Annotated in this window: 20 protein-coding genes and 1 tRNA gene; 6 read left to right on the forward strand and 15 right to left on the reverse strand. The window is 65.1% G+C overall.

What is annotated here, in order from left to right:
- Positions 1-19: 19 nt before the first annotated feature.
- The 4 genes from dapD to argA form a co-directional block, all read right to left on the reverse strand.
- On the reverse strand, positions 20-844 hold the full coding sequence (gene dapD, locus AC1D3B_RS06420; RefSeq protein WP_478189826.1) for a 2,3,4,5-tetrahydropyridine-2,6-dicarboxylate N-succinyltransferase: 825 nt from the start codon (positions 842-844) through the stop codon (positions 20-22).
- On the reverse strand, positions 841-2,052 hold the full coding sequence (dapC, locus tag AC1D3B_RS06425) for a succinyldiaminopimelate transaminase (RefSeq protein ID WP_478189827.1): 1,212 nt from the start codon (positions 2,050-2,052) through the stop codon (positions 841-843). Before dapC ends, dapD begins: the two co-directional genes overlap by 4 nt.
- Positions 2,053-2,061: 9 nt before the next feature.
- Positions 2,062-2,403, reverse strand: a complete 342-nt coding sequence (locus AC1D3B_RS06430; protein ID WP_478189828.1) for a hypothetical protein — start codon at positions 2,401-2,403, stop codon at positions 2,062-2,064.
- Positions 2,404-2,492: 89 nt separating this feature from the next.
- Positions 2,493-3,839 (reverse strand): amino-acid N-acetyltransferase, encoded by a 1,347-nt coding sequence (argA, locus tag AC1D3B_RS06435; protein ID WP_478189829.1) that lies wholly within the window; start codon positions 3,837-3,839, stop codon positions 2,493-2,495.
- Between the two features lie 134 nt (positions 3,840-3,973).
- Here argA and hrpA point away from each other — a divergent pair, with 134 nt between their 5' ends.
- Positions 3,974-7,849 (forward strand): ATP-dependent RNA helicase HrpA, encoded by a 3,876-nt coding sequence (gene hrpA, locus AC1D3B_RS06440; protein ID WP_478190009.1) that lies wholly within the window; start codon positions 3,974-3,976, stop codon positions 7,847-7,849.
- A gap of 78 nt (positions 7,850-7,927) precedes the next feature.
- Here the strand turns inward: hrpA and AC1D3B_RS06445 are convergent, their stop codons facing one another.
- The 6 genes from AC1D3B_RS06445 to lptF form a co-directional block, all read right to left on the reverse strand.
- Entirely contained in the window at positions 7,928-8,086 is a 159-nt protein-coding gene (locus tag AC1D3B_RS06445; protein WP_435518012.1) for a DUF3309 family protein, read from the reverse strand.
- A 110-nt stretch (positions 8,087-8,196) separates the two neighbouring features.
- Positions 8,197-9,363 (reverse strand): pyridoxal phosphate-dependent aminotransferase, encoded by a 1,167-nt coding sequence (locus AC1D3B_RS06450; RefSeq protein WP_478189830.1) that lies wholly within the window; start codon positions 9,361-9,363, stop codon positions 8,197-8,199.
- Positions 9,360-10,301 carry a CysB family HTH-type transcriptional regulator gene (locus AC1D3B_RS06455; protein ID WP_478189831.1) on the reverse strand — a complete coding sequence of 314 codons (942 nt, stop codon included), beginning with the start codon at positions 10,299-10,301 and terminating at the stop codon, positions 9,360-9,362. The genes AC1D3B_RS06450 and AC1D3B_RS06455 overlap by 4 nt, the downstream gene beginning before the upstream one ends.
- Before the next feature lie 63 nt (positions 10,302-10,364).
- Positions 10,365-10,733 carry a sirohydrochlorin chelatase gene (locus tag AC1D3B_RS06460; protein WP_478189832.1) on the reverse strand — a complete coding sequence of 123 codons (369 nt, stop codon included), beginning with the start codon at positions 10,731-10,733 and terminating at the stop codon, positions 10,365-10,367.
- Positions 10,734-10,744: 11 nt separating this feature from the next.
- Entirely contained in the window at positions 10,745-11,851 is a 1,107-nt protein-coding gene (lptG, locus tag AC1D3B_RS06465) for an LPS export ABC transporter permease LptG (RefSeq protein ID WP_478189833.1), read from the reverse strand.
- Positions 11,848-12,954 carry an LPS export ABC transporter permease LptF gene (lptF, locus tag AC1D3B_RS06470; protein WP_478189834.1) on the reverse strand — a complete coding sequence of 369 codons (1,107 nt, stop codon included), beginning with the start codon at positions 12,952-12,954 and terminating at the stop codon, positions 11,848-11,850. The genes lptG and lptF overlap by 4 nt, the downstream gene beginning before the upstream one ends.
- 21 nt (positions 12,955-12,975) lie before the next feature.
- On the opposite strand from lptF, the gene AC1D3B_RS06475 reads away from it, so the two are divergent.
- From AC1D3B_RS06475 to AC1D3B_RS06490, 4 genes are all read left to right on the forward strand, one after another.
- Complete coding sequence (locus tag AC1D3B_RS06475) at positions 12,976-14,469, forward strand: leucyl aminopeptidase (protein ID WP_478189835.1); 1,494 nt, start codon at positions 12,976-12,978, stop codon at positions 14,467-14,469.
- Positions 14,466-14,906 carry a DNA polymerase III subunit chi gene (locus AC1D3B_RS06480; protein WP_478189836.1) on the forward strand — a complete coding sequence of 147 codons (441 nt, stop codon included), beginning with the start codon at positions 14,466-14,468 and terminating at the stop codon, positions 14,904-14,906. The genes AC1D3B_RS06475 and AC1D3B_RS06480 overlap by 4 nt, the downstream gene beginning before the upstream one ends.
- Positions 14,903-15,319: a hypothetical protein gene (locus tag AC1D3B_RS06485; protein WP_478189837.1), complete on the forward strand. Its 417-nt coding sequence runs from the start codon at positions 14,903-14,905 to the stop codon at positions 15,317-15,319. The genes AC1D3B_RS06480 and AC1D3B_RS06485 overlap by 4 nt, the downstream gene beginning before the upstream one ends.
- A gap of 125 nt (positions 15,320-15,444) precedes the next feature.
- On the forward strand, positions 15,445-16,650 hold the full coding sequence (locus AC1D3B_RS06490; protein WP_478189838.1) for a branched-chain amino acid ABC transporter substrate-binding protein: 1,206 nt from the start codon (positions 15,445-15,447) through the stop codon (positions 16,648-16,650).
- Positions 16,651-16,715: 65 nt separating this feature from the next.
- Here AC1D3B_RS06490 and AC1D3B_RS06495 read toward each other — a convergent pair whose 3' ends face one another.
- The 4 genes from AC1D3B_RS06495 to AC1D3B_RS06510 form a co-directional block, all read right to left on the reverse strand.
- Positions 16,716-17,105 (reverse strand): response regulator, encoded by a 390-nt coding sequence (locus AC1D3B_RS06495; RefSeq protein ID WP_478189839.1) that lies wholly within the window; start codon positions 17,103-17,105, stop codon positions 16,716-16,718.
- A 189-nt stretch (positions 17,106-17,294) separates the two neighbouring features.
- Positions 17,295-17,385, reverse strand: a tRNA-Ser gene (locus tag AC1D3B_RS06500).
- A 24-nt stretch (positions 17,386-17,409) separates the two neighbouring features.
- A complete protein-coding gene (locus AC1D3B_RS06505) occupies positions 17,410-18,342 on the reverse strand; it encodes an SPFH domain-containing protein (RefSeq protein WP_478189840.1) in 933 nt (310 codons plus the stop codon).
- Between the two features lie 35 nt (positions 18,343-18,377).
- On the reverse strand, positions 18,378-18,809 hold the full coding sequence (locus AC1D3B_RS06510) for an NfeD family protein (RefSeq protein ID WP_478189841.1): 432 nt from the start codon (positions 18,807-18,809) through the stop codon (positions 18,378-18,380).
- 110 nt (positions 18,810-18,919) lie between these two features.
- Here AC1D3B_RS06510 and AC1D3B_RS06515 point away from each other — a divergent pair, with 110 nt between their 5' ends.
- A complete protein-coding gene (locus tag AC1D3B_RS06515; RefSeq protein WP_478189842.1) occupies positions 18,920-21,190 on the forward strand; it encodes an Orn/Lys/Arg family decarboxylase in 2,271 nt (756 codons plus the stop codon).
- Here the strand turns inward: AC1D3B_RS06515 and AC1D3B_RS06520 are convergent, their stop codons facing one another.
- Positions 21,191-22,060: an EamA family transporter gene (locus tag AC1D3B_RS06520; RefSeq protein WP_478189843.1), complete on the reverse strand. Its 870-nt coding sequence runs from the start codon at positions 22,058-22,060 to the stop codon at positions 21,191-21,193. It abuts the gene before it with no gap.
- Between the last annotated feature and the right edge of the window lie 32 nt (positions 22,061-22,092).

Below are 22,092 nucleotides of genomic sequence, written 5' to 3' on the forward strand. Positions count from 1 at the left end.
CGGCCGGCTTCCTTTGCAATCAGTCGCGCAGAAGATCGTTCAGCGAGGTCTTGGCGCGGGTTTGCGCGTCGACACGCTTCACGATGATCGCCGCGTACAGGCTGTACTTGCCATTGTCCTTGGGCAGCGTGCCGCTGATGACGACCGAGCCCGACGGCACGCGGCCGTAGCTGACCTCACCCGTCGCGCGGTCGTAGATCGGCGTGCTCTGGCCGATGTAGACGCCCATCGACAACACGGAGTTTTCCTCGATCACCACGCCTTCGACCACTTCGGAACGCGCGCCGATGAAGCAGTTGTCCTCGATGATGGTCGGGCCGGCCTGCAGGGGTTCGAGCACGCCGCCGATGCCGACGCCGCCCGAAAGATGCACGTTGGCGCCGATCTGTGCGCAGGAGCCGACGGTAGCCCAGGTGTCGACCATGGTGCCTTCGCCGACGTAGGCGCCGATGTTCACGTAGGAGGGCATCAGGATCGCGCCCTTGGCGATGAAGCTGCCGCGGCGCGCCACGGCCGGCGGCACGATGCGCACGCCGGCTTCCTTCAGTTCGCCGGCCGACAGGTGCGAGAACTTGGTCGGCACCTTGTCGTAGAAGCCCAGCGAGCCGGCCTGCATCTGCTCGTTGTCCTTGAGGCGGAACGACAGCAACACGGCCTTCTTGATCCACTGGTGCACGGTCCACTGGCCCACGCTCTCGCGGGTCGCGACGCGCAACTGGCCGTTGTTGAGCTCGGCGATCACGTGTTCGACGGCATCGCGGACCTCCTTCGGCGCGCTGGTGGAGGAGATGTTGGCGCGGTCTTCCCACGCTGCGTCGATGGTCTGCTGGAGTTGTTGGGTCATTGAAAAGCTCGGTTCTGGATGAAGTTCACGATGCGTTGCGCGGCCTCGGTGCATTCGGCCGTGTCGGCGACCAGCGCCATCCGGATGCGCCCGCGGCCCGGGTTGGCACCGGCCACGTCGCGGGCGAGATAGCTGCCGGGCAGCACCGTCACATTGTATTGAGCGTAGAGGTCGCGGGCGAAGGCCTGGTCGTCGCCTTGCCACGAGTCCGGCACGCCGGCCCACAGGTAGAAACTGGCGTCGGGCAGGCGAACGTCGAGCACCGGTTCGAGCAGGGGCGTGACGGCCGCGAACTTGGCGCGGTATTGGGCACGGTTCTCGACCACATGGGTTTCGTCATTCCAGGCCGCGATGCTGGCCGCCGCCACCGTCCCGCTCATCGCGCTGCCGTGGTAGGTGCGATAGAGCAGAAAGGACTTGATGATTTCCGCGTCGCCCGCCACGAAGCCGCTGCGCAGGCCGGGCACGTTGCTGCGCTTGGACAGCGAGGTGAGCGCGATGAGGTTGCGGAAGTCGCTGCGGCCGAGCTTCGCCGCGGCTTCGAGGCCGCCGAGCGGTGGTTCGTCGCGGAAATAGATTTCGCTATAGCACTCGTCGGCGGCGATCACGAAGCCGTAGCGGTCCGACAGCGCGAAAAGCTTCTGCCACTCGTCCAGCGGCATCACCGCGCCGGTAGGGTTGCCTGGCGAGCAGACGAAGACGAGTTGCGTGCGCGCCCAGACCTCGTCGGGCACGCTGTCCCAGTCGACCGCGAAGTTGCGCGACGCCACGCTGGGCACGTAGTAGGGCTCGGCGCCTGAGAGAAAGGCCGCGCCTTCGTAGATTTGATAGAAGGGGTTGGGCGACAGCACCACCGGCGCGGGCGATTTGCTGGCATCGACCACCGTCTGCGCCAGGGCGAAGAGCGCCTCGCGCGATCCATTGACCGGCAGCACCTGCGTGGCCGCGTCGAGCCCGAGCCCGTAGCGCCGCTGCAGCCAGCCCGTGAACGACTCGCGTAATTGGAGTTCGCCGGCCGTGGCCGGATAGACCGCGAGCGCGCCGAGGCTGCTGGACAGTGCCTCCTTGATGAAGGCCGGCGTCGGGTGCTTGGGCTCGCCAATGCCCAGGCTGATGGGCGTGAATTCGGGGTTCGGCGTGACGCCCGCGAAGAGTTGTCGCAGCCGCGCGAACGGGTAGGGCTGCAGTTTGGCGAGCAGGGGATTCATGGGCGTGGATTATCGCGGCGCGAGGGCGAGGAGACGGTCGTAGGCCTCGCGGTCGGCTTCCCGTAGCTTGGCCAGCGCCGATGCCGCAGCGTCGGCGATCTCGGCGCGGCTTTGCTTCTTGACGGCTTCGATCTCTTCGTAGGTCTTCTGGAGTTTGCGCAGGGATTCGGCGGCCGTGTCCGGGTCGACCGACTTCGATTGCTTTTCGGCGAGCAGAACCTCGGTAATCCAGCCGATCTGCCGCCCGTAGCTGGCGACGTCGAATGCCTTCTTTTCCAGGTCGCCATTGCCCGCTGAGGGAGGAATTCCCGCGAAGAACCAGTTCGTGTCGGGCTCGATCCGTTGCGCCACGCTGCCGCTGAACGGAAGGTGCAATGTTGGGGACCAGAACCAGAGCCATGGATACATCGCGTTCTCCTCGGGTTGATGGAAGTGCGGCGCTAGAGTTTCTTCACCAGCACCTGGCTCTTGCGGTCCCAGTTGTACTTGCGCTTGCGCGCTTCGGGCAGCCAGTCCGGATTGACCTGCTGGAAGCCGCGCTTCAGGAACCAGTGCATGGTGCGCGTCGTCAGCACGAAGATGCTCTCCAGCCCCATGGACTTGGCGCGTTGTTCGATGCGCTTAAGGATGCGCTCGCCGTCCCCTTGGGCCTGCGACTGCGGCGACACGGTCAGCGCCGCCATTTCCGCCGTCTTCGCCTCGGGATAGGGGTAGAGCGCCGCGCAGCCGAAGATCACGCCGTCGTGTTCGATCACCGTGTACTGGCCGACGTCGCGCTCGATCTCCGTCCGGCTGCGCTTGACCAGCGTGCCGTCGCGCTCGAAGGGTTCGATGAGCTGCAGGATGCCGCCGATGTCGTCTGCCGTCGCTTCGCGGAGCGATTCGAGCTTCTCGTCGATCACCATCGTGCCGATGCCGTCGTGCACGTACACCTCGAGCAGCAGCGAGCCGTCCACGCTGAACGGCAGGATGTGGTTGCGTTCCACGCCTGCCTCGCACGCTTTCACGCAATGCTGCAGGTAGAAGGCCGTGTCCGTCGGCCGCTGCGCGGGTGCCAGTGAGGCCAGCAGCTTCTTCGCCGTATCGAGCGGCAGCTCGGTGTCGATGGGATTGTCTTCACTCACCGGCAGGCTGGTGTCGAGCGGAATGCCGGGAACCTCGGTCAGGAAGATCAGCTTGTCCGCCTGGATCGAAATCGCCACGCTGGTCGCGACTTCTTCCATCGTGAGGTTGAAGGCCTCGCCGGTGGGCGAGAAGCCGAAAGGCGACATCAGCACCATCGCGCCGAAGTCCAGCGCGCGGCGAATGCCTGCTGCATCGACCTTGCGTACCAGGCCCGAATGCTGGAAGTCGACGCCGTCGACCACGCCAACCGGTCGTGCGGTGATGAAGTTGCCCGAAATGACGCGGATCGTGGAGCCGGCCATCGGCGTGTTCGGCAAGCCCTGGCTGAAGGCGGCCTCGATCTCGTAGCGCAACTGGCCGGCGGCTTCCTGGGCGCAATCCAGGGCTACCTCGTCGGTGATGCGCATGCCGTGCGAATACCTGGCCTCGTGGCCTTTGGCGCGAAGCTGCTCGTTGACCTGCGGGCGGAATCCATGCACCAGCACCACCTTGACGCCCATGCTCTGGATCAGGGCCAGGTCCTGCGCGATGTTCTGCAGCTTGCCGGCTGCGATCGCCTCGCCGGCCATCGCGACCACGAAGGTCTTGCCGCGATGCATGTGGATGTAGGGCGCCACCGAGCGAAACCAGGGGACGAAAGTGAAGTTGAAGACGGTGGACATTGGCGGGATAGGGGGGCGCGAGGCCGGGCGCAAGATAATTGGCGATTTTCCCCGAACTGCCCGCCTTGTCTTCGTCTCCACTTCGAATCGAGTTCCCCGAATCACTGCCGGTGTCGGCCCGGCGCGACGAAATCATGGCCGCCATCGAGGCGAACCAGGTCGTGATCGTCTGTGGCGAGACCGGATCGGGCAAGACCACGCAATTGCCGAAGATCGCCCTGGCGCTGGGGCGCGGCAAGCTCAACGCCCCGCCAGGCAAGGGCCGGCTCATCGGCCACACCCAGCCGCGGCGCATTGCTGCGTCGTCGGTCGCCAAGCGCATCGCGGAGGAACTCAAGACGCCGCTGGGCGATGTGGTCGGCTACAAGGTGCGCTTCCAGGACCGCCTGTCGCGCGACGCGTCGGTCAAGTTGATGACCGACGGCATCCTGCTGGCCGAGACGCAGACCGATCCGCTCCTCAAGGCCTACGACACGATCATCATCGACGAGGCGCACGAGCGCTCGCTGAATATCGACTTCCTGCTGGGCTATCTGCGCGAGATCCTCCCGCGTCGTCCGGACCTGAAGGTGATCGTGACCTCGGCGACCATCGATGCGGATCGGTTCGCACAACATTTCGCCTCCGCGAAGGGGCCGGCGCCGACGATCATGGTGTCCGGGCGGACTTTTCCGGTGGAGCAACGCTACCGACCGTACGAGGAATCACGCGACTACGACCTCAACGACGCCATCGCCGACGGCGTGGACGAACTCTGGCGCGACCCGCACAACGCGGGCGACATCCTCGTCTTCCTGCCCGGCGAGCGCGAGATCCGCGAGGCCGCCGACCATTTGCGCAAGCACCTGAGCCACCAGCCCGTGATGCGCAACGCCGAAGTGCTGCCCCTGTTCGCGCGCCTGTCGCAGGCCGAACAGGACCGCATCTTCGACGGCCACACGGGCCGTCGCATCGTGCTTGCCACCAACGTTGCCGAAACCTCGCTGACCGTGCCGGGCATCCGCTATGTGATCGACACCGGTACCGCCCGAGTCAAGCGCTACAGCTTCCGCAGCAAGGTCGAGCAGTTGCTGGTCGAGCCCATCAGCCAGGCGGCCGCCAACCAGCGCGCCGGGCGTTGCGGGCGGGTGGCCAACGGCATCTGCATCCGGCTCTACGACGAAAAGGACTTCGAGGGCCGGCCGCGTTTCACCGATCCGGAAATCCTGCGATCGTCGCTCGCCGGCGTGATCCTGCGGATGAAGTCGCTGCACCTGGGCGACGTCGAGGGCTTTCCGTTTCTCGAGGCGCCGCAGCGGCGAGCGATCGCCGACGGCTACCAGCTGCTCAATGAGCTGGGTGCGGTCGACGACGCCAACGAACTCACGCCGACCGGTGTCGAGCTTTCCAGGCTGCCGCTCGATCCGCGTGTCGGGCGAATGATCCTGGAGGCGCGCACGCGTGGCGCGCTCGAAGAGGTCTTGATCATCGCCAGCGCGCTGTCCGTGCAGGATGTACGCGACCGGCCGATGGAGGCGCAGCAGCAGGCGGACCAGGCGCATTCGAAGTTCGATGACGAGAAGAGCGAGTTCAGCGGGTATCTGCGGTTGTGGAAGTGGATTCATGATTCGCGCGGGGGGGTGCCCCCACCCCAGCCCTCCCCCAGAGGGGGAGGGGGCAGGGCGGGTCCTCTCCCTCCCACTCTGGGGGAGGGCCGGGGTGGGGGCACACCGCCCACCCACAAGCTCAGCAACCGCCAATACGAACAACTGCTGCGCCAGAACTTCATCAACGTGCGGCGCGTGCGCGAATGGCGCGACATCCATTCGCAATTGCTCACGGTCGTCACCGAGCACAAGTGGCGCATCAACACCCAGCCCGCGGGCTATGAGCCGCTGCATCTGTCGATGCTCTCGGGACTGCTCGGCAACGTTGGATGGAAGCTGGAGGACGACGAGGCCTACCTCGGCGCGCGCGGCATCAAGTTCTACCGCCATCCCGGCGCACACCTCAAGAAGAAGCCGGGTCGCTGGATCGTCTGCGCTGAACTGGTCGAGACGACGCGCCTCTTCGGCCGCGGCATCGCCAACATCGAGCCGCAGTGGCTCGAACAGGTCGCCGGGCATCTGCTCAAGAAGCAGTTGCTCGACCCGCATTGGGAAAAGAAGGGTGCGCAGGTCGCAGCGCTGGAGCGCGCGACGCTCTACGGACTGGTCGTGTACAGCGGGCGGCGTGTCGACTTCGGCAAGGTCGATCCGGTCGCCGCCCGCGAGATATTCATCCGTGAGGCGCTGGTCGGCGGCCAGTGGGAAAGCAAGCTGCCTTTCCTCGCGGCCAATCGAAAGCTCGTGCGCGAGGTCGAAGGCCTGGAACACAAGTCCAGGCGGCAGGACGTGCTTGTCGACGACGAGTTGATCTACGCCTTCTACGATGCCCAGCTTCCGCCGGATGTCGCGAGCGGCATCTCCTTCGAGAACTGGTACCGCCAGCAGTCGAAGGACCAGCCTAGGCTGCTGTATCTCACGCGCGACGAGCTGATGCGGCATCAGGCGGCGGGCATCACGACGCAATCGTTCCCGCCGACCCTGCGCCTGGGGGGCGTCGATTGCTCGGCCACCTATCTGCACGAGCCGGGCGATGCGAAGGACGGGCTGACGGTCACCGTTCCGCTCTTCGTGCTGAACCAGGTCAGCGAAGAACGCTGCGAATGGCTCGTGACCGGCATGCTGAAGGACAAGGTGCAGGCCTTGCTCAAGAGCCTGCCGCAGAAGCCGCGTGCCCGGCTCGTGCCGTTGCCTGAATCGGCCGCGCGCCTGAGTGAACTGCTCGCGGATCCCGAGGTCTTCGGCCACGGCTCGCTGACCGACGCATTGCTCAAGCGCGTGCGCGACCAGACCAGCCTCGACGTGAGGCGCACCGATTTCAAGCTGGACATGCTGCCGCCGCACCTGTTCATGAACCTGCGCGTGGTCGACGAGCATGGCCGGCAACTCGGCATGGGACGCAATCTTGGCGCCTTGAAGGCGGAGCTGGGCGCGCAGGCACGCGGTGCGTTCCAGGCGCTTGCGGGGCTCAACGTCAAGGCGTCGGCGAAGCCCGCCGAAGCCGCATCCGGCAGTGGTTCGGCGAGGCCATCGGCGGAGGCTGCATCGAGCGAGCCCGCGCCGCCGGCATTGCCTGCCGGTCAACGCTACACGGCGTGGACCTTCGGCGAGCTCCCCGAGCTGATGGAGGTCCGGCGCGGCGCGCAGTCGTTGATCGGCTTTCCGGCGCTGGTGGATGGCGGCGACGCCGTCACGATCGAAGTGTTCGACGAGCCCGCCGTGGCCGCCGCGAAGCATCGCAGCGGCTTGCGGCGCCTCTTCGCGCTTCAACTGAAGGACGCCCTCAAATATCTCGAGAAGAACATCCCCGACCTGCAGAAGATGGCGGTCGCGTACATGCCGCTCGGCACTGCCGAAGAGCTCCGCGCGCAGATCATCGACGTGGCCCTGGAACGCGCCTTCCTGCAGGAACCCTTGCCGACCGACGAGGCGGCCTTCAAGCGCCGCGTGGAGGAGGGCCGTGGCCGGCTCACGTTGATTGCCAATGAAGTGGCGCGGTTGGGGGGTGTGATCCTTGCCGAGTACACGCAGGCGTTGCGCAAGATCAAGGACACGAAGATTCAACCTACCGCCACCGCCGACGCCGCGCAGCAGTTGCAGCGTTTGATGGGTAAGCGCTTCGTCGCCGACACGCCGTGGCCGCGGCTGCAGCATTTCGCGCGCTACCTGAAGGCGATCACCTTGCGGCTCGACAAGCTCCGAGGCGACCCCGCGCGCGATGCGCAACGGCTGGCCGAGCTTCGACCGCAGGAGCAGCGCTACTGGCGCCTGCTGGCCGAGCGCAAGGGCGCGATCGATGAGCGCATGAGCGAGTTCCGCTGGCTGCTGGAAGAGTTGCGCGTGAGCTTCTTCGCGCAGGAGCTGCGCACGCCGCAGCCGGTCAGCGTGAAGCGGCTCGACAAGCTCTGGGTTCAGCTCGAAAGCTGAGCAGCCTGTCCGCGGACGAGCAAAAGCCCGCCGAAGCGGGCCTTGCCTTTTGCGTGCGCGCCTGGAAGCGCGCGTGGGCTATATGCGCCCCATGAGAAGCAGCACGATGACGACCAGCAGCACCAGGCCAAGGCCGCCGCTCGGACCGTAGCCCCAGCCGCGGCTGTAACCCCAGCTCGGGAGTGCGCCCACCAGCAACAGGATCAGGACGATCAGCAGAATCAACGAGATGGACATGAACTTCTCCTAGGGCGGAATGTTTTGAGGAGTTCATGGTCTGCGCGCGGCCTCGAATCCATCGCGGGAAGGGGCCCCCTCCCGCGGTCAGGACTCTCCTACCGTTCGTGTCAGAGCCGGGCCAGTCGATCGAGGGCGGTTTGAAGTGTTTCGTCCTTCTTGGCGAAGCAAAACCTGACCACATGCTGATCGAAGCCGTCGCCGTAGAAGGCCGACAGCGGGATGGCCGCGACGCCGATCTCAGTCGTGAGCCACTGGCAGAAATCGGATTCGCCGAGCTCGCTCACCTCGCTGATGTCGACGCATTGAAAGTAGGTGCCGGCGCTCGGCAGCAGCTTGAGCCGCGTCTTCGACAGGCCCGCCGCGAAGAGGTCGCGCTTGCGCTGGTAGAACGCGGGCAGTTCGAGATAGGGCGCCGGGTCGGCCATGAAGCTCGCGAGCGCGTGCTGCATCGGCGTGTTGACGGTAAAGACGTTGAACTGATGCACCTTGCGGAACTCGGCGGTGAGCGACGCGGGCGCGGCGACGTAGCCGACCTTCCAGCCTGTCACGTGGTAGGTCTTGCCGAAGCTGCTCACGATGAAGCTGCGTGCGGCCAGGCCGGGGAAGCGCGATGCGCTTTCGTGTCGCGCGCCGGTGTAGACCATGTGCTCGTAGACCTCGTCGCTGATCACCAGCACGTCGGTCGGTGCGAGCAACTCTTCGAGCCGGCGCATCTCGGCCTCGGTCCACACGGTCGCGCTCGGGTTGTGCGGCGTGTTGATGATGATGGCGCGCGTGCGCGGCGTGATCGCCGCCGCGATCTTGTCGAAGTCCGGACGGAACGTGCCGGGCGTGAGCGGCACGCGCACCACCGTGCCGCCGGCCAGATCGATGTTGGGCACGTAGCTGTCGTAGCAGGGCTCCAGCACGACGACCTCGTCGCCGGGGCGCACCACGGCAAGGATCGCCGTGATGATCGCCTGCGTCGCGCCGGCCGTGATGGTGATCTCGGTCTGCGGGTCGTAGCTGTGGCCATACAGCGCCGCGACCTTCGATGCGACCGCCTCGCGCAGCGGCAGGATGCCGGGCATCGGCGGGTACTGGTTATGGCCGGCCGCCATCGCGTCCGTCACCGCCTGCAGCAGCTTGGGGTCGCAGCCGAAATCCGGAAAGCCCTGGCCGAGGTTCACCGCGTTCTTCTCGGTGGCCAGCGCCGACATCACGGTGAAGATGGTCGTGCCGACGGCGGGCAGCTTCGTCTTGACGTCGGGGGTGCGGGCGGTCACGGTGCTCACAGTTCGTAGTCCTGGTTGTGACCGCTCAATGCCTTGGCGATCAGGTTGCGGTCGAGCCGGTCCGAAAGCAGCTCGGCGAATTTGAAGACGAAATTGCGCAGGTAGGCGCTGCGCTTGAACGCCACGCGCGCGATGTTGACGCCGAAGATGTGCCCCATCGGCCGCACGACCAGGTCGGCGTTGGACTCGTCGCGCACCGCCATCTCCGCCACGATGCCGACGCCGAGCCCAAGCCGCACATAGGTCTTGATGACGTCGGAGTCGATGGCTTCCAGTGCGATCCGCGGGGTGAGCTTCTTCTGCGCGAAGGCGTGGTCGATGCGCGTGCGACCGGTGAACGACGGGTGGTAGGTGATGATCGGCTCGTTCGCCAGGTCTTCGAGCGAGATGCGCTCCTTGTCCGCGAGCGCGTGGCCCTTGGGCAGCACCAGCACGTGCTGCCACTCGTAGCAGGGCATCGTCACGAGTTCGGCGTAGTCGGCGAGTGACTCGGTGGCGATGCCGATTTCCGCGATCTCGTCGATCACCATGCGCGCGACCTGGTCCGGCGAGCCTTGATGCAAGCTCACGTTGACCTTCGGGTAGGCCTCGCGCAGCTTCGCGACCGGGACGGGCAACACATAGCGTGCCTGCGTATGGGTGGTGGCGATCGAGAGCGTGCCGCTGTCCTGTGCGCTGAACTGCTCGCCGATCCGCTTCAGGTTGCCGACTTCGCGCATGATCAACTCGATGCTGGCGAGCACGTGCTGGCCGGGTTCGGTGACGCGCTTCAGTCGTTTGCCGTGGCGGGCAAAGATCTCCACGCCCAGTTCTTCCTCGAGTTCGATGATGGCCTTGGAGACGCCCGGCTGCGATGTGTGGAGCGCCTTGGCGGCCTCGGTCAGGTTCAGGTTGCGCCGCACGGCTTCCTGGACAAACTTGAACTGGTGCAGATTCATAACAAATTCCGTCTTATTTAGGAATTCATTATGCCTTCGGAGTCTATGAAAATCAGCGCGGGATCAGGATTCGAGCGCCATTCGCGCCAGCAATTCGATGACTTCGGGCTCCTCGCCGACGGCACGGCGCAGCGAGAACTTCACCGACGGATGCTGGGAGCGCAACTCGTCGAGCAGGCGCGGCAGATCTTCCCGCGCATGCTTGCCCATGCCGAGGAAAAGCGGCACGACGCGGATCGCATCGACCCCGCCGGCGATCAGCCCGGCTGCGGCCGTGCGCAGGTCGGGCTCGACCAGTTCGAGGTAGGCGCACACGACCCGGGCCGCTGGGTCGAGGATCGCGACGCGGCGAGCCACTGCTTCGACCGGCGCGCGCCAGCGTTCGTCACGCGATCCGTGCGCAAAGAGGACGATGCCCTGCAAAGCAGACATTGGATGCGCGCCTAGCGTCGCAATACCAGCCAGGTGAACGCGGCCAGTGACATCACGGAATAGATCATCCCGGGCGCCGCCGCCGTCATCCAGGGCCACCAGTTGCCGAGGTTGCCCAGGTAGCCGAAGACGTTGTTCAGCAGGAAGAAACTGATGCCGATCATCACGCCGCCGAACACATAGGTCGTGATGCCCGCTTGGCGGAAGTGCAGGTACGCGAAGGGCAGGGCGAGCACGATCATCACCAGGCACGACAGCGGGTAGAACACCTTGCGCCAGAACTCGATTTCGTAGCGCTGCGCCGTCTGGCCGTTGGCCTCGAGGTGTTGGATGTAGTCGAAGAGGTCGAGCGTGCGCATGCGCTCCGGACGGAGCAGGGCGACCGACACCATTTCGGTGGTCAGCGAAGTCGGCCACTCCACCATGGGGATCTTGGTCGTGACGATACGAGGCCCGCTGGGGCGGCGCGTGTCGTACTCCTGGCGCTCCACGTCGATCAGCGTCCAGTGGCCGTCTTCGGTTCGGGCAGAGGCCGCCGCCACTTGCGACACGATGAAGCCGTCGGCGCCGAACTCGAGGATGCGCGGATCCTTCAGCACGCCGTTGCGTCCCATGGTCGCCACATTGACCGCAAAGGAGTTGTCGCCCTGGCGCTCCTTCAGCCATGCGCCCGTGTTCCCGACCAGGGAGTAGGCGTCCTGGAAGCGCGCCTTGAGCAACTGGGCCGCCCGGTCGGAGGCCGGCGCGATGTAGTCGCCGACGGCAAAGGTCAGCACCACGAAGCCGAACCCCAGCACCAGGAGCGTGCGCAGCGCGCGCCACGGGCCGAGGCCGCTGGTGCGGAGAATCGTGAATTCGGAACTTTGCGCGAGTCTCGCCATCACGAAGATCGTGCCGATCAGGACCGCGATCGGCAGCAGTTCGTAGAGGTGGCTCGGGATCAGCATCGTGACGTAGATCAGCGCCTTGCCGGCACTGTAGTTGAGGCTTTCGGGCCTGCCGATCGATTGCAGCTCATCGACGAAGTCGAAGAAAAAGAAGAGGCTCAGGAATCCGACGGCGACGAAGGCGACGGCCTTCACCACCTCGACGTAGATCAGGCGACGGATTGTTTTCACGCGTTGGGTGTTGTTGCAGTACGGGAACGACGCGACGGGCGACCCCAGTTGAAATGTCTTTTCGCCAGCCAGAGCAGGCCGATCAGGAGCGCGCCGCCGTGCAGCGCCAGCATGAAGCCGCCCATGCTGTATCGGCCAATGCTGACCCAGTTCTGCCCAAGATTGAGCATGTTGTAGTAGATGATGAAGGCGAACAGCGCGATGCCCAAGTTGCCGCTACGGCCCACGCGTGGATTCACGCTCGACAGCGCCAGGGCGAGAAGGACGAAATTGACCGCTGCCAACAGCATGCCGATACGCCATGCCAGCTCTCCGTGACTGGCGGGACTGAAGTCGCGCAGCAGCGCCAGCGTGCTGCGGGTGCGCACCGGGGCAGCGTCGGGCGAATTGTCCAGGCGGCCACCGACCTTGGCGCCGTACGTCTCGAATTCACTGATCTTGATGCCGGCGTCGGGCGCCAGCGGCCGCTCGAGGCGTTGCCCGTTGTTCAGCAGCAGGTAGCGGGTGCCGTCGACGTCCTCCATTCGCCCGCTGCGTGCGGAAGTGATGATCTGCAGGCCGCGTTCGATCGAGGAGATGAAGACATTGTTCGCCGTGGCGCTGTCGGGTGCATCCTTGTCGATGAAGAACACGCGCAGGCGCCCTGACGATTCGCGGAATTCGCCCGGCGCGACCCGTTCGATGTCGCTGCGCTGTTCGTAGCGCTGGCGCATGCCCTGGGTCTGCGAATTGGACCAGGGCCAGCCGACCAGCGCCAATACGGCGATCAGCAGCAGGATCGGCCACGAGAACTGGTAGAGCGGCCGCAGGAACTCGACCAGGCTGCGCCCGGCGGAGAACCAGATCACCATTTCGCTGTCGCGGTACATGCGCGAGAGCGTGCCGACGATCGAGATGAACAGGCAGAGGCCGAGGATGGTCGGCATATAGCCGAGCACGGTGTAGGTCATCACGAGGAAGACCTCGGAGGGATTCACGCTGCCCTTGGACGCCAGTCCGAGCGTGCGGATCAGCATCATGGTCATCACGATGGTGACCAGAACCACCAGCGTGGCTCCGAAGCTGCGCGACAGCTCCTTGCGTATAGAGGAATGGAATAACATCGTCGAGGGAAAAAAAGGATTATGGACTTTCAACTCAAGACCCTCTCCATCGCCCAGGCTGCCACGGAAAAATGCGATGTCCTCATCGTGCTCGTGGCGTCCGGAACCCCCGCCTCCAGGGATGCGCTCTCCACGCTGATCGCCGACGCCCGCAAGTCCTCGGACCTGCCGGACAAGGCGGGCAAGCTGCTCGCGTTCTATCGCCCAGCCGGCGTCACCGCCTCGCGCGTGGTGCTGGCATCGGTGGGGGATGGCAAGCCGTCGTCGGTCCGTTCGACCGTGATCGCCGCCGTCAATGCGGCGAAGGGGTCGAATCCCAAGCGTCTGGCCATCGTGTTCGCGCAGGACGCCGATGCGGCCGGCGTCGGCGGCGCGGTGATCGCCGCCGCGGACGCCAGCTACGTCTACACCACGACCAAGTCGAAGGCCGAGGCCCGGACGATTCGCCACCTGAGCATCGGCGTGCCGGATGCGACGCCGCTTCGGCAAGCCTTCGACGAAGCCACGGCGACCGTCGCGGGTGTCGAACTCGCAAAGGAATGGGGCAATCGCCCCGGCAACTATTGCACCCCGACGCTGCTGGCCGATGCCGCAAAGGACCTGGCGGACCTGCCGAACATCAAGTGCGAGGTGCTGGGCCCCAAGGAAGTGGCCAAGCTCGGCATGGGCGCGTTCGCCGCCGTCGCGCAGGGTTCGGCGGAACCGCTTCGCTTCATCGTGCTGCGCTACCACGGCGCGCCCAAGGACCAGGCGCCGGTCGTCCTGGTCGGCAAGGGCATCACCTTCGACACCGGCGGCGTTTCGCTCAAGCCCGCCGCCGAGATGGACGAGATGAAGTTCGACATGTGCGGCGCCGCGAGCGTCCTCGGCGTGTTCCGCGCGCTCGGCGACATCCAGCCTGCCATCAATGTCATCGGGCTCGTGCCTTCGTGCGAGAACATGAATGACGGCCGCGCAGTCAAGCCGGGCGACGTCGTGACCAGCATGAGCGGGCAGACCATCGAGGTGCTCAACACCGATGCGGAAGGGCGCCTGATCCTGTGCGATGCGCTCACCTACGCCAAGCGTTTCGCGCCGGCTGCCGTGATCGACATCGCGACGCTGACAGGCGCTTGCGTGGTGGCCCTGGGGGGCATTCGCAGCGGCCTGTTTTCCAGCGACGACGCGCTGGCGGGCGCGCTCGCTGCCGCCGGTGAAGAAGCCCAGGACCGTTGCTGGCGCATGCCGCTCGACGATGACTATGCCGAAGGCCTGAAGAGCAACTTCGCCGACGTCGCCAACATCGCGGGGCGCGCGGGTGGGGCGATCACGGCCGCCAAGTTCCTGCAGCGCTTCACGAGCGACTTTCCGTGGGCACACCTGGACATTGCCGGCACCGCCTGGAAGAGCGGGGCGTCCAAGGGCTCCACCGGCCGTCCGGTCGGCCTCTTGCTGAACTACCTGCTCGGGCTATGCCGGCAGGGCACTCCCAAGTCGCCCGCGCGCAAGGCCAGGAAGGCACGGTCCGCGGCGTGACTGAAATCGACGGCCACTACAACATGCCGGACAAGGTGAGCTATGCCTGCCGGCTGCTGCGCAAGGCAGTCGCCGCGCATGGCGCCCGCCTGGTGGTTGTCGCCGATGGCGCGACGCTGGACGCCATCGACCAGTCGCTGTGGACCTTGCAGCCGACCGAGTTCATACCGCACTGCCGCATCACGGACGACGCGCACATCGTGGCGCGCTCGCCCGTCGTGCTGGCCGAAAGCGGCGAGGCCGCGTTGCCGGACCGGCCCATCCTCGTGAACCTCGGGGCCGGACTTCCCGCGAGGTTCGAACGCTTCGAGCGCCTAATCGACATCGTCAGCAGCGACGACGCCGACAAGCTCGCGGGGCGGACGCGCTGGCGACACTACAAGGATCGCGGGTACGCGATTCGCACCCACCCGTACGGCGGGAGCCCCAACGCATGACGCAGCGCACCCCGCCGCGTTTCGTGCCGACGCTGACGACGGTGCTCGAACTGCCGCCGGACCCGGTGCACGCGCCCGAAGAAGTTGCACCTGTCGAGTCGCCTTCGCCAGCCGTGGCGGAGCCCTCGGACGCAGTCGCGCTCACCCCCGAGGCGAAGCTGTCGGAGGCCGAGGCGTTCAGGCTCGAAGAGCATTTGCTGCACCGCGTCTTGCAGCGCGTCGACCTCTCGCTCGAGGAGCGCGTGAGCGATGCCGTGTCAGCTTCCGTTCAGCAACATCTCGACCGGATGATCCCCGGTCTTCGGTCCGAAATCGAAGCCGTTTTGCGTGCGCTCGTGAGTGAAGCTCTGGCCCATGAGCTTTCCGACAACACAGGGTCTACGCCAGCTTTCGGCCCTCAATCCTTGGGCTAAACTGCGCGCCGGGTCGAATGCGCGAGGGCGCTGTGCATCCTCGGCGCGATACTTGCTGAGTCTTCGCGCCCGGATCGAAAGACCGGTTCTCAACTCTCTGTTTATCAATGTTCTGGAGGTTCCCCATGCAATTGAAATGGACTGCGGTCGCACTGGCTGCTCTCGCGCTTGTGGCCTGTGGCAAGAAAGAAGAGGCAGCGGCACCCGCCGCTTCCGCACCGACTGCAGCGGCGCCCGCACCGGCAGCACCTCCGGCCGACACGCTCGTGGTGAAGATCGGTCACGTGGCACCGACCAGCGGCGCGATCGCCCACCTCGGCAAGGACAACGAGTTCGGCGCACGCATGGCCATCGAAGACCTCAACGCCAAGGGCATCAAGATCGGCGACAAGGTTGCCAAGTTCGAACTGCTCGCCGAAGACGACGCAGCCGATCCGAAGCAAGGCACGGCAGTCGCCCAGAAGCTGGTCGACAGCAAGGTCAACGGCGTCGTCGGTCACCTGAATTCCGGCACCACGATCCCTGCTTCCAAGCTCTACAGCGACGCCGGCATTCCGCAGATCTCGCCGTCGGCAACCAACCCCAAGTACACCCGCCAGGGCTTCAAGACCACGTTCCGCGTGGTGGCTGACGACACGCAACTCGGCGGCACGCTCGGCAAGTACGCGGTCGAGACGCTGAAGGGCAAGAACATCGCCGTGATCGACGACCGTACGGCCTATGGCCAGGGCGTCGCCGAGGAATTCGAGAAGGCCGCCAAGGCCGCCGGCGGCACGATCGTCGGCCACGAATTCACGACCGACAAGTCGACCGACTTCAACGCCATCCTGACCAAGCTCAAGGGCACCAACCCCGACGTGCTGTTCTTCGGCGGCATGGACGCCGTCGGCGGCCCGATGCTCAAGCAGGTCAAGCAGCTCGGCATGAACGTCAAGTTCATGGGCGGCGACGGCCTGTGCACCGGCGAACTGGCCAAGCTGGCTGGCGACGCGATCGGTGAAGACATGGTCGTGTGCGCCGAAGCCGGCGGTGTGGACGGCGACTTCAAGGCGCCGCTGGATGCCTGGAAGACCAAGTTCAAGGAAAAGAACGGCGTCGAAGTCCAGATCTACGCACCGTACGTCTACGACGCCGTGCAAGTGCTGGCCGCGGCAATGCAGAAAGCCGGTTCGTCGGATCCCGAGAAGTACCTGCCTGAAGTCGGCAAGGTCGAATACAAGGGCCTGACCGGTCCGATCGCATTCGACGAAAAGGGCGACATCAAGAACGGTGCGCTGACGCTGTACACCTACAAGAACGGTGCACGCACGCAGATCGCCGTGGTGCGCTGAGCAAGCGGCTTCACGCTGAAATCAAAAGGGCCTTCGGGCCCTTTTTTCATGGCTGCGCGGAAGCCTCAGTGTGCGGAGGAACGCGCGCGCGCGTTGCCGTTGCAGTACTCGAAGAACGCCTCCAGCTCCCTCGACTTGTCGAAGACCGCGTCCGCTCCCAGCGCCATGCATCGCGCACGAATGTCGGCATTGATGTAGTTGCTGAGCACCACCGCGCGCTTCGACGAGGGGCGATGGACGCAATTGCGAAGCACGCCCAGTCCGGAACCTTCCTTGAGAAACAGGTCGACGACAACCAACTGCCAATCCTCCGGATGGGAGTCCAGCCAGCGCACAGCGTCGGTTTCGGTCTCGGCCGTGCCGACGACAGTGGCATCGGCCAGATCTTCCAGGGCGGGGATCAGGTTGTCTCGGATGGTCCTGTTGTCCTCGACGAGGAATGTGAAAAGGGCCATGCGGAGTTCTTGCCAGTGCGAGCGGTGAAGCGTAGCGGTCCGGATCGCAAAAATCATGCGCCTGAAGCCTTACATAGCGTAGGAGAAAGCAGACGGTAGCGCTTGTAAAGCGCCCACAAAAAAGCCCCGGCTAGCGGGGCTTTCAAGACGATTCCGGTTGCAGGTGGAAGCTGCTGGATTCGGTTTTCCTGGCGGAGCAGGCGGGATTCGAACCCGCGGAGGGCTATTAACCCTCACACGCTTTCCAGGCGTGCGACTTAAACCGCTCATCCACCGCTCCGAGCCCGCGATTGTAGCAGCGAGTTCAGGCGGAACCTGACGTCTTGCCCGCCTGCACCATCCGCATCGCCGACGCAATGAGGGCGGCGGTTTCGCTCATGTTGCTCGGCACGATGAGGGTGGTCGTTGCGTCGGCGGCGACCTTGCCGTAGGCGTCGACCGCGCGCTCGGCCACCTTGAGCTGGACGGCCTGTTCACCGCCCGGCTGCCGGATCGCGGCGGCGATGCGTTCGATGGCGCCCGCGGTGGCCTCGGCCACGGCGGTGATGGCGGCCGCTTCGCCCTGGGCGTTGTTGATCTGCGCCTGCTTCTCGCCTTCGGACCTTGCGATGAAGGCCTCGCGCTCGCCCGTGGCGATGTTGATCTGTTCCTGGCGGCGCCCTTCGGAAGCAGCGATCAGGGCGCGCTTCTCGCGCTCGGCGGTGATCTGGCGCTGCATCGCATGCAGGATCTCGTTCGGCGGCGTCAGGTCCTTGATCTCGTAGCGCAGCACCTTCACGCCCCAGTTGAGTGCGGCCTCGTCGATGGCCGAGACGATCTGGGAATTGATGATGTCCCGTTCCTCGAAGGTCTTGTCGAGTTCGAGCTTGCCGATCACGCTGCGCAGCGAGGTCTGGGCCAGCTGCGTCACGGCCACGATGTAGTTCGACGAGCCATAGCTCGCGCGCATCGGGTCGGTCACCTGGAAGTAGAGGATGCCGTCGACCTGGAGTTGCGTGTTGTCGCGCGTGATGCAGACCTGGCTCGGTACGTCGAGCGGGATTTCCTTCAGGCTGTGCTTGTAGGCCACCCGGTCGATGAAGGGGATAAGGAAGTTGGGTCCCGGCGTCATGGTGCCGTGGTACTTGCCGAGGCGCTCGCGCACCCACGCGTTCTGCTGCGGGACGAACTTGATCGACTGCGTGATGACGATCACGGCGATGACGAGGAGAACCAGGGGGACTGCGGCGAATTCCATTGCTCATTGTTCCTTTTCGATTTCTGATTTCTGCTTCAGATCTTCTCGACGACCAGGCGACTGCCGATCACCTCGGCCACCTTGTGCTCGCCGGCCGACGGCGTGCTGCCGGCACGGGACACGACAGTCCATTGCGCGCCCCGGTAGCGGACCGTGGCGGTACCGTCCGCGTTCCAGGCGTCGACGTAGACCCTTTCGCCGATGTCGAGGTTGACGTTGCGATTGGCGCCCGTCGGCGGTTCAGGTGGACGCTTGCGGCGAATCGCATGCCAGACGATCACCGCGCCCAAGCTGACGACCGCGGCGACGATCAACTGCGTGCTCAGCGCGGCGCCGGCATGCGCGGACAGCGCCGCGGCTGCGAAGCCCGCACTCATGAGCAGCAGGTAGACCGTACCCGTGCCGGACAGCAACTCGACCACCACCGCCGCCCCCGCTATCAACCACCAGATGGTGGAACTCGCCATGTAGATTCCTCTCGTCGTGATAGGTGGAGGGGATTGTGTCAAAGCTGACCAGTACCTTCATCTGAATTCCGTACACTTCGCGCCTATTTGCCCAGTCCGGAGCCCCGCTCATGAAATTTCGCTTCCCCATCGTCATCATCGACGAGGACTTTCGATCCGAGAACACCTCGGGGCTCGGTATCCGCGCGCTGGCGCAGGCCTTCGAGAGCGAAGGCTTCGAGGTGCTGGGCGTCACGAGCTACGGCGACCTGAGCCAGTTCGCTCAGCAGCAGAGCCGGGCCAGTGCCTTCATCCTGTCGATCGACGACGAGGAGTTCTCGGTGGGCCCCGATCTCGATCCGGCCGTGCTCAACCTGCGCAACTTCATCGGCGAAGTGCGTCGCAAGAACGCCGACGTGCCGATCTACATCTACGGCGAGACGAAGACCTCGCGCCACATTCCGAACGACATCCTGCGCGAGCTGCATGGCTTCATCCACATGTTCGAGGACACGCCGGAGTTCGTGGCGCGCCACATCATCCGGGAGGCGAAGAGCTACCTGGAAGGCGTGCAGCCGCCGTTCTTCAAGGCGCTGATCGACTACGCGGAGGACGGTTCGTATTCGTGGCACTGCCCGGGCCATTCGGGCGGGGTGGCGTTCCTGAAGAGCCCTGTAGGCCAGATGTTCCACCAATTCTTCGGCGAGAACATGCTGCGTGCCGACGTCTGCAATGCGGTCGAGGAACTCGGTCAGTTGCTCGACCACACCGGCCCGGTGGCGGCCAGCGAGCGCAACGCGGCGCGCATCTTCAACGCCGACCACTGCTTCTTCGTCACCAACGGCACCAGCACCAGCAACAAGATGGTGTGGCACCACACGGTGGCGCCGGACGATGTGGTGGTGGTCGACCGCAACTGCCACAAGTCGATCCTGCACGCGATCATCATGACGGGCGCCATTCCGGTCTTCATGAAACCGACGCGCAACCACTTCGGCATCATCGGCCCGATCCCCAAGAGCGAGTTCGAGCCGGCCGCCATCAGGGCCAAGATCGCGGCGAATCCGCTGCTCTCGCATGTCGACGCGAACAAGGTCAAGCCCCGCGTGATGACGCTCACGCAGTCGACCTACGACGGTGTGATCTACAACACCGAGACCATCAAGAACATGCTCGACGGCTACGTCGACACGCTGCATTTCGACGAGGCGTGGCTGCCGCACGCGGCGTTCCACCCGTTTTACGGTGCCTACCACGCGATGGGTAAGCGCCGCGTGCGCCCGAAGGAATCGCTGGTGTTCGCTACGCAGTCGACCCACAAGCTGCTGGCCGGCATCAGCCAGGCCAGCCACGTGCTGGTGCAGGACTCGCAGAACCGAGCGCTCGACCGCGACCTCTTCAACGAGGCCTACCTGATGCACTCGTCGACAAGCCCGCAGTACGCGATCATCGCGAGTTGCGACGTGGCCGCCGCGATGATGGAGCCGCCCGGCGGTACCGCGCTGGTGGAAGAGAGCATTCTTGAAGCGCTCGACTTCCGCCGCGCGATGCGCAAGGTGGAGGACGAGTTCGGCAAGGACGAATGGTGGTTCAAGGTCTGGGGCCCCGAGAAGCTGGTCGACGAGGGCATTGGACGCGCCGACGACTGGATCATCAAGGGCGAGTCACGCACCGCGAAGTGGCATGGCTTCGGCAAGCTGGCCGACGGGTTCAACATGCTGGACCCGATCAAGTCCACCATCGTGACACCGGGCCTGGACCTGAACGGGAAGTTCGCCACGACCGGCATCCCCGCCAGCATCGTCACCAAGTTCCTGGCCGAGCATGGCGTGATCGTCGAGAAGACGGGGCTCTACAGCTTCTTCATCATGTTCACGATCGGCATCACCAAGGGCCGCTGGAACACGCTGCTGACTGCGCTGCAGCAGTTCAAGGACGATTACGCGCGCAACCAGCCGATGTGGCGGATCATGCCGGAGTTCTGCCAGGCGCATCCCAAGTACGAACGCCTGGGCCTGCGCGACCTGTGCCAGCACATCCATGAGTTGTATGCGCGCTTCGACGTGGCGCGGCTGACCACCGAGATGTACCTAAGCGACCTCACGCCGGCGATGAAGCCGAGCGATGCCTTCGCGCATATCGCGCACCGCAAGACGGAGCGGGTCGAGATCGACTACCTCGAAGGTCGCATCACCACGAGCCTTATCACGCCGTACCCGCCCGGCATTCCGCTGCTGATCCCGGGCGAGGTCTTCAACAAGAAGATCGTGGACTACCTGAAGTTCGCGCGTGAGTTCAATACCGAATGCCCGGGGTTCGAGACCGACATCCACGGCCTCGTGGGCCGTATCGATGAGACCGGGAAGAAGCGCTACTACGCGGATTGCGTCCGCGCCGCCTGATCAGGCGAGGCGCAGGGTCATCACGCCGGCCACGATGATCACCGTGCCGGCGGCACGCTGCCGGCCGAAGCCTTCGCCGAGGAAGAGGGCGCCCAGGATTGCGGCGAACAGCACCGATGTCTCGCGCAGCGCCGCGACGATGGCGACGGGCGCGTGCGTCATGGCCCACAAGGCGATGCCGTAGCTGCCTAGCGAGGCGAGGGTGCCGATGGCGGCGATCTTCCAGCGTCCGGCCATGTACGTGAAGGCCGCGCGGCGTTGCCCCGGCCTGCGCCACAGCACCAGCAGCAGGTACGGAATCCCGTCGAACAGGAACAAGCCCGCCACGTAGGCGAACGCATCGCCCGACGCGCGAACGCCGAGGCCGTCGATGACGGTGTAGAGCGCGATGATCGCCGCGTTGACCAGTGCGAAGGCGAGCGCCTTGCGCCGCTGCGCCTCACTGCCGCTGTGCAAGGCCGAGCGTGAGAGTCCCAGCGTGACAACGCCTACGCAGATGATCGCGACGCCCGCCCACGCGGCCGCCGAGATAGCCTCACCGATGAAGGCAAGGCTGCCCATCGCCACCAGCAGCGGCGCGCAGCCTCGCATGATCGGATAGGTGAGTCCGAGATCGCCATGCTTGTAGGCGCCGGCCAACGCGATGTAGTAGCCGAGATGGATCACCATCGACGCGATCATGTAGGGCCACGCGACAGGCGCCGGCAGGCCGGTGACGAAGATCAGGGGCACCGCGACKAAGATGCCCAGGCTGTGGATCAGCGCCGTGTCGAGCGACTTGTCGCGCCCTGACTTGATCAGCGCGTTCCAGCCCGCATGCAGCAGTGCGCCGCAAAGCACCGCGAACACGATCGGCCCGCTCAGTGCCACGCAGGTTGCCCCCTGGATGCGTCAAGGTGCTG

It is taken from the genome of Variovorax sp. P5_A3 (genome assembly GCF_056400665.1).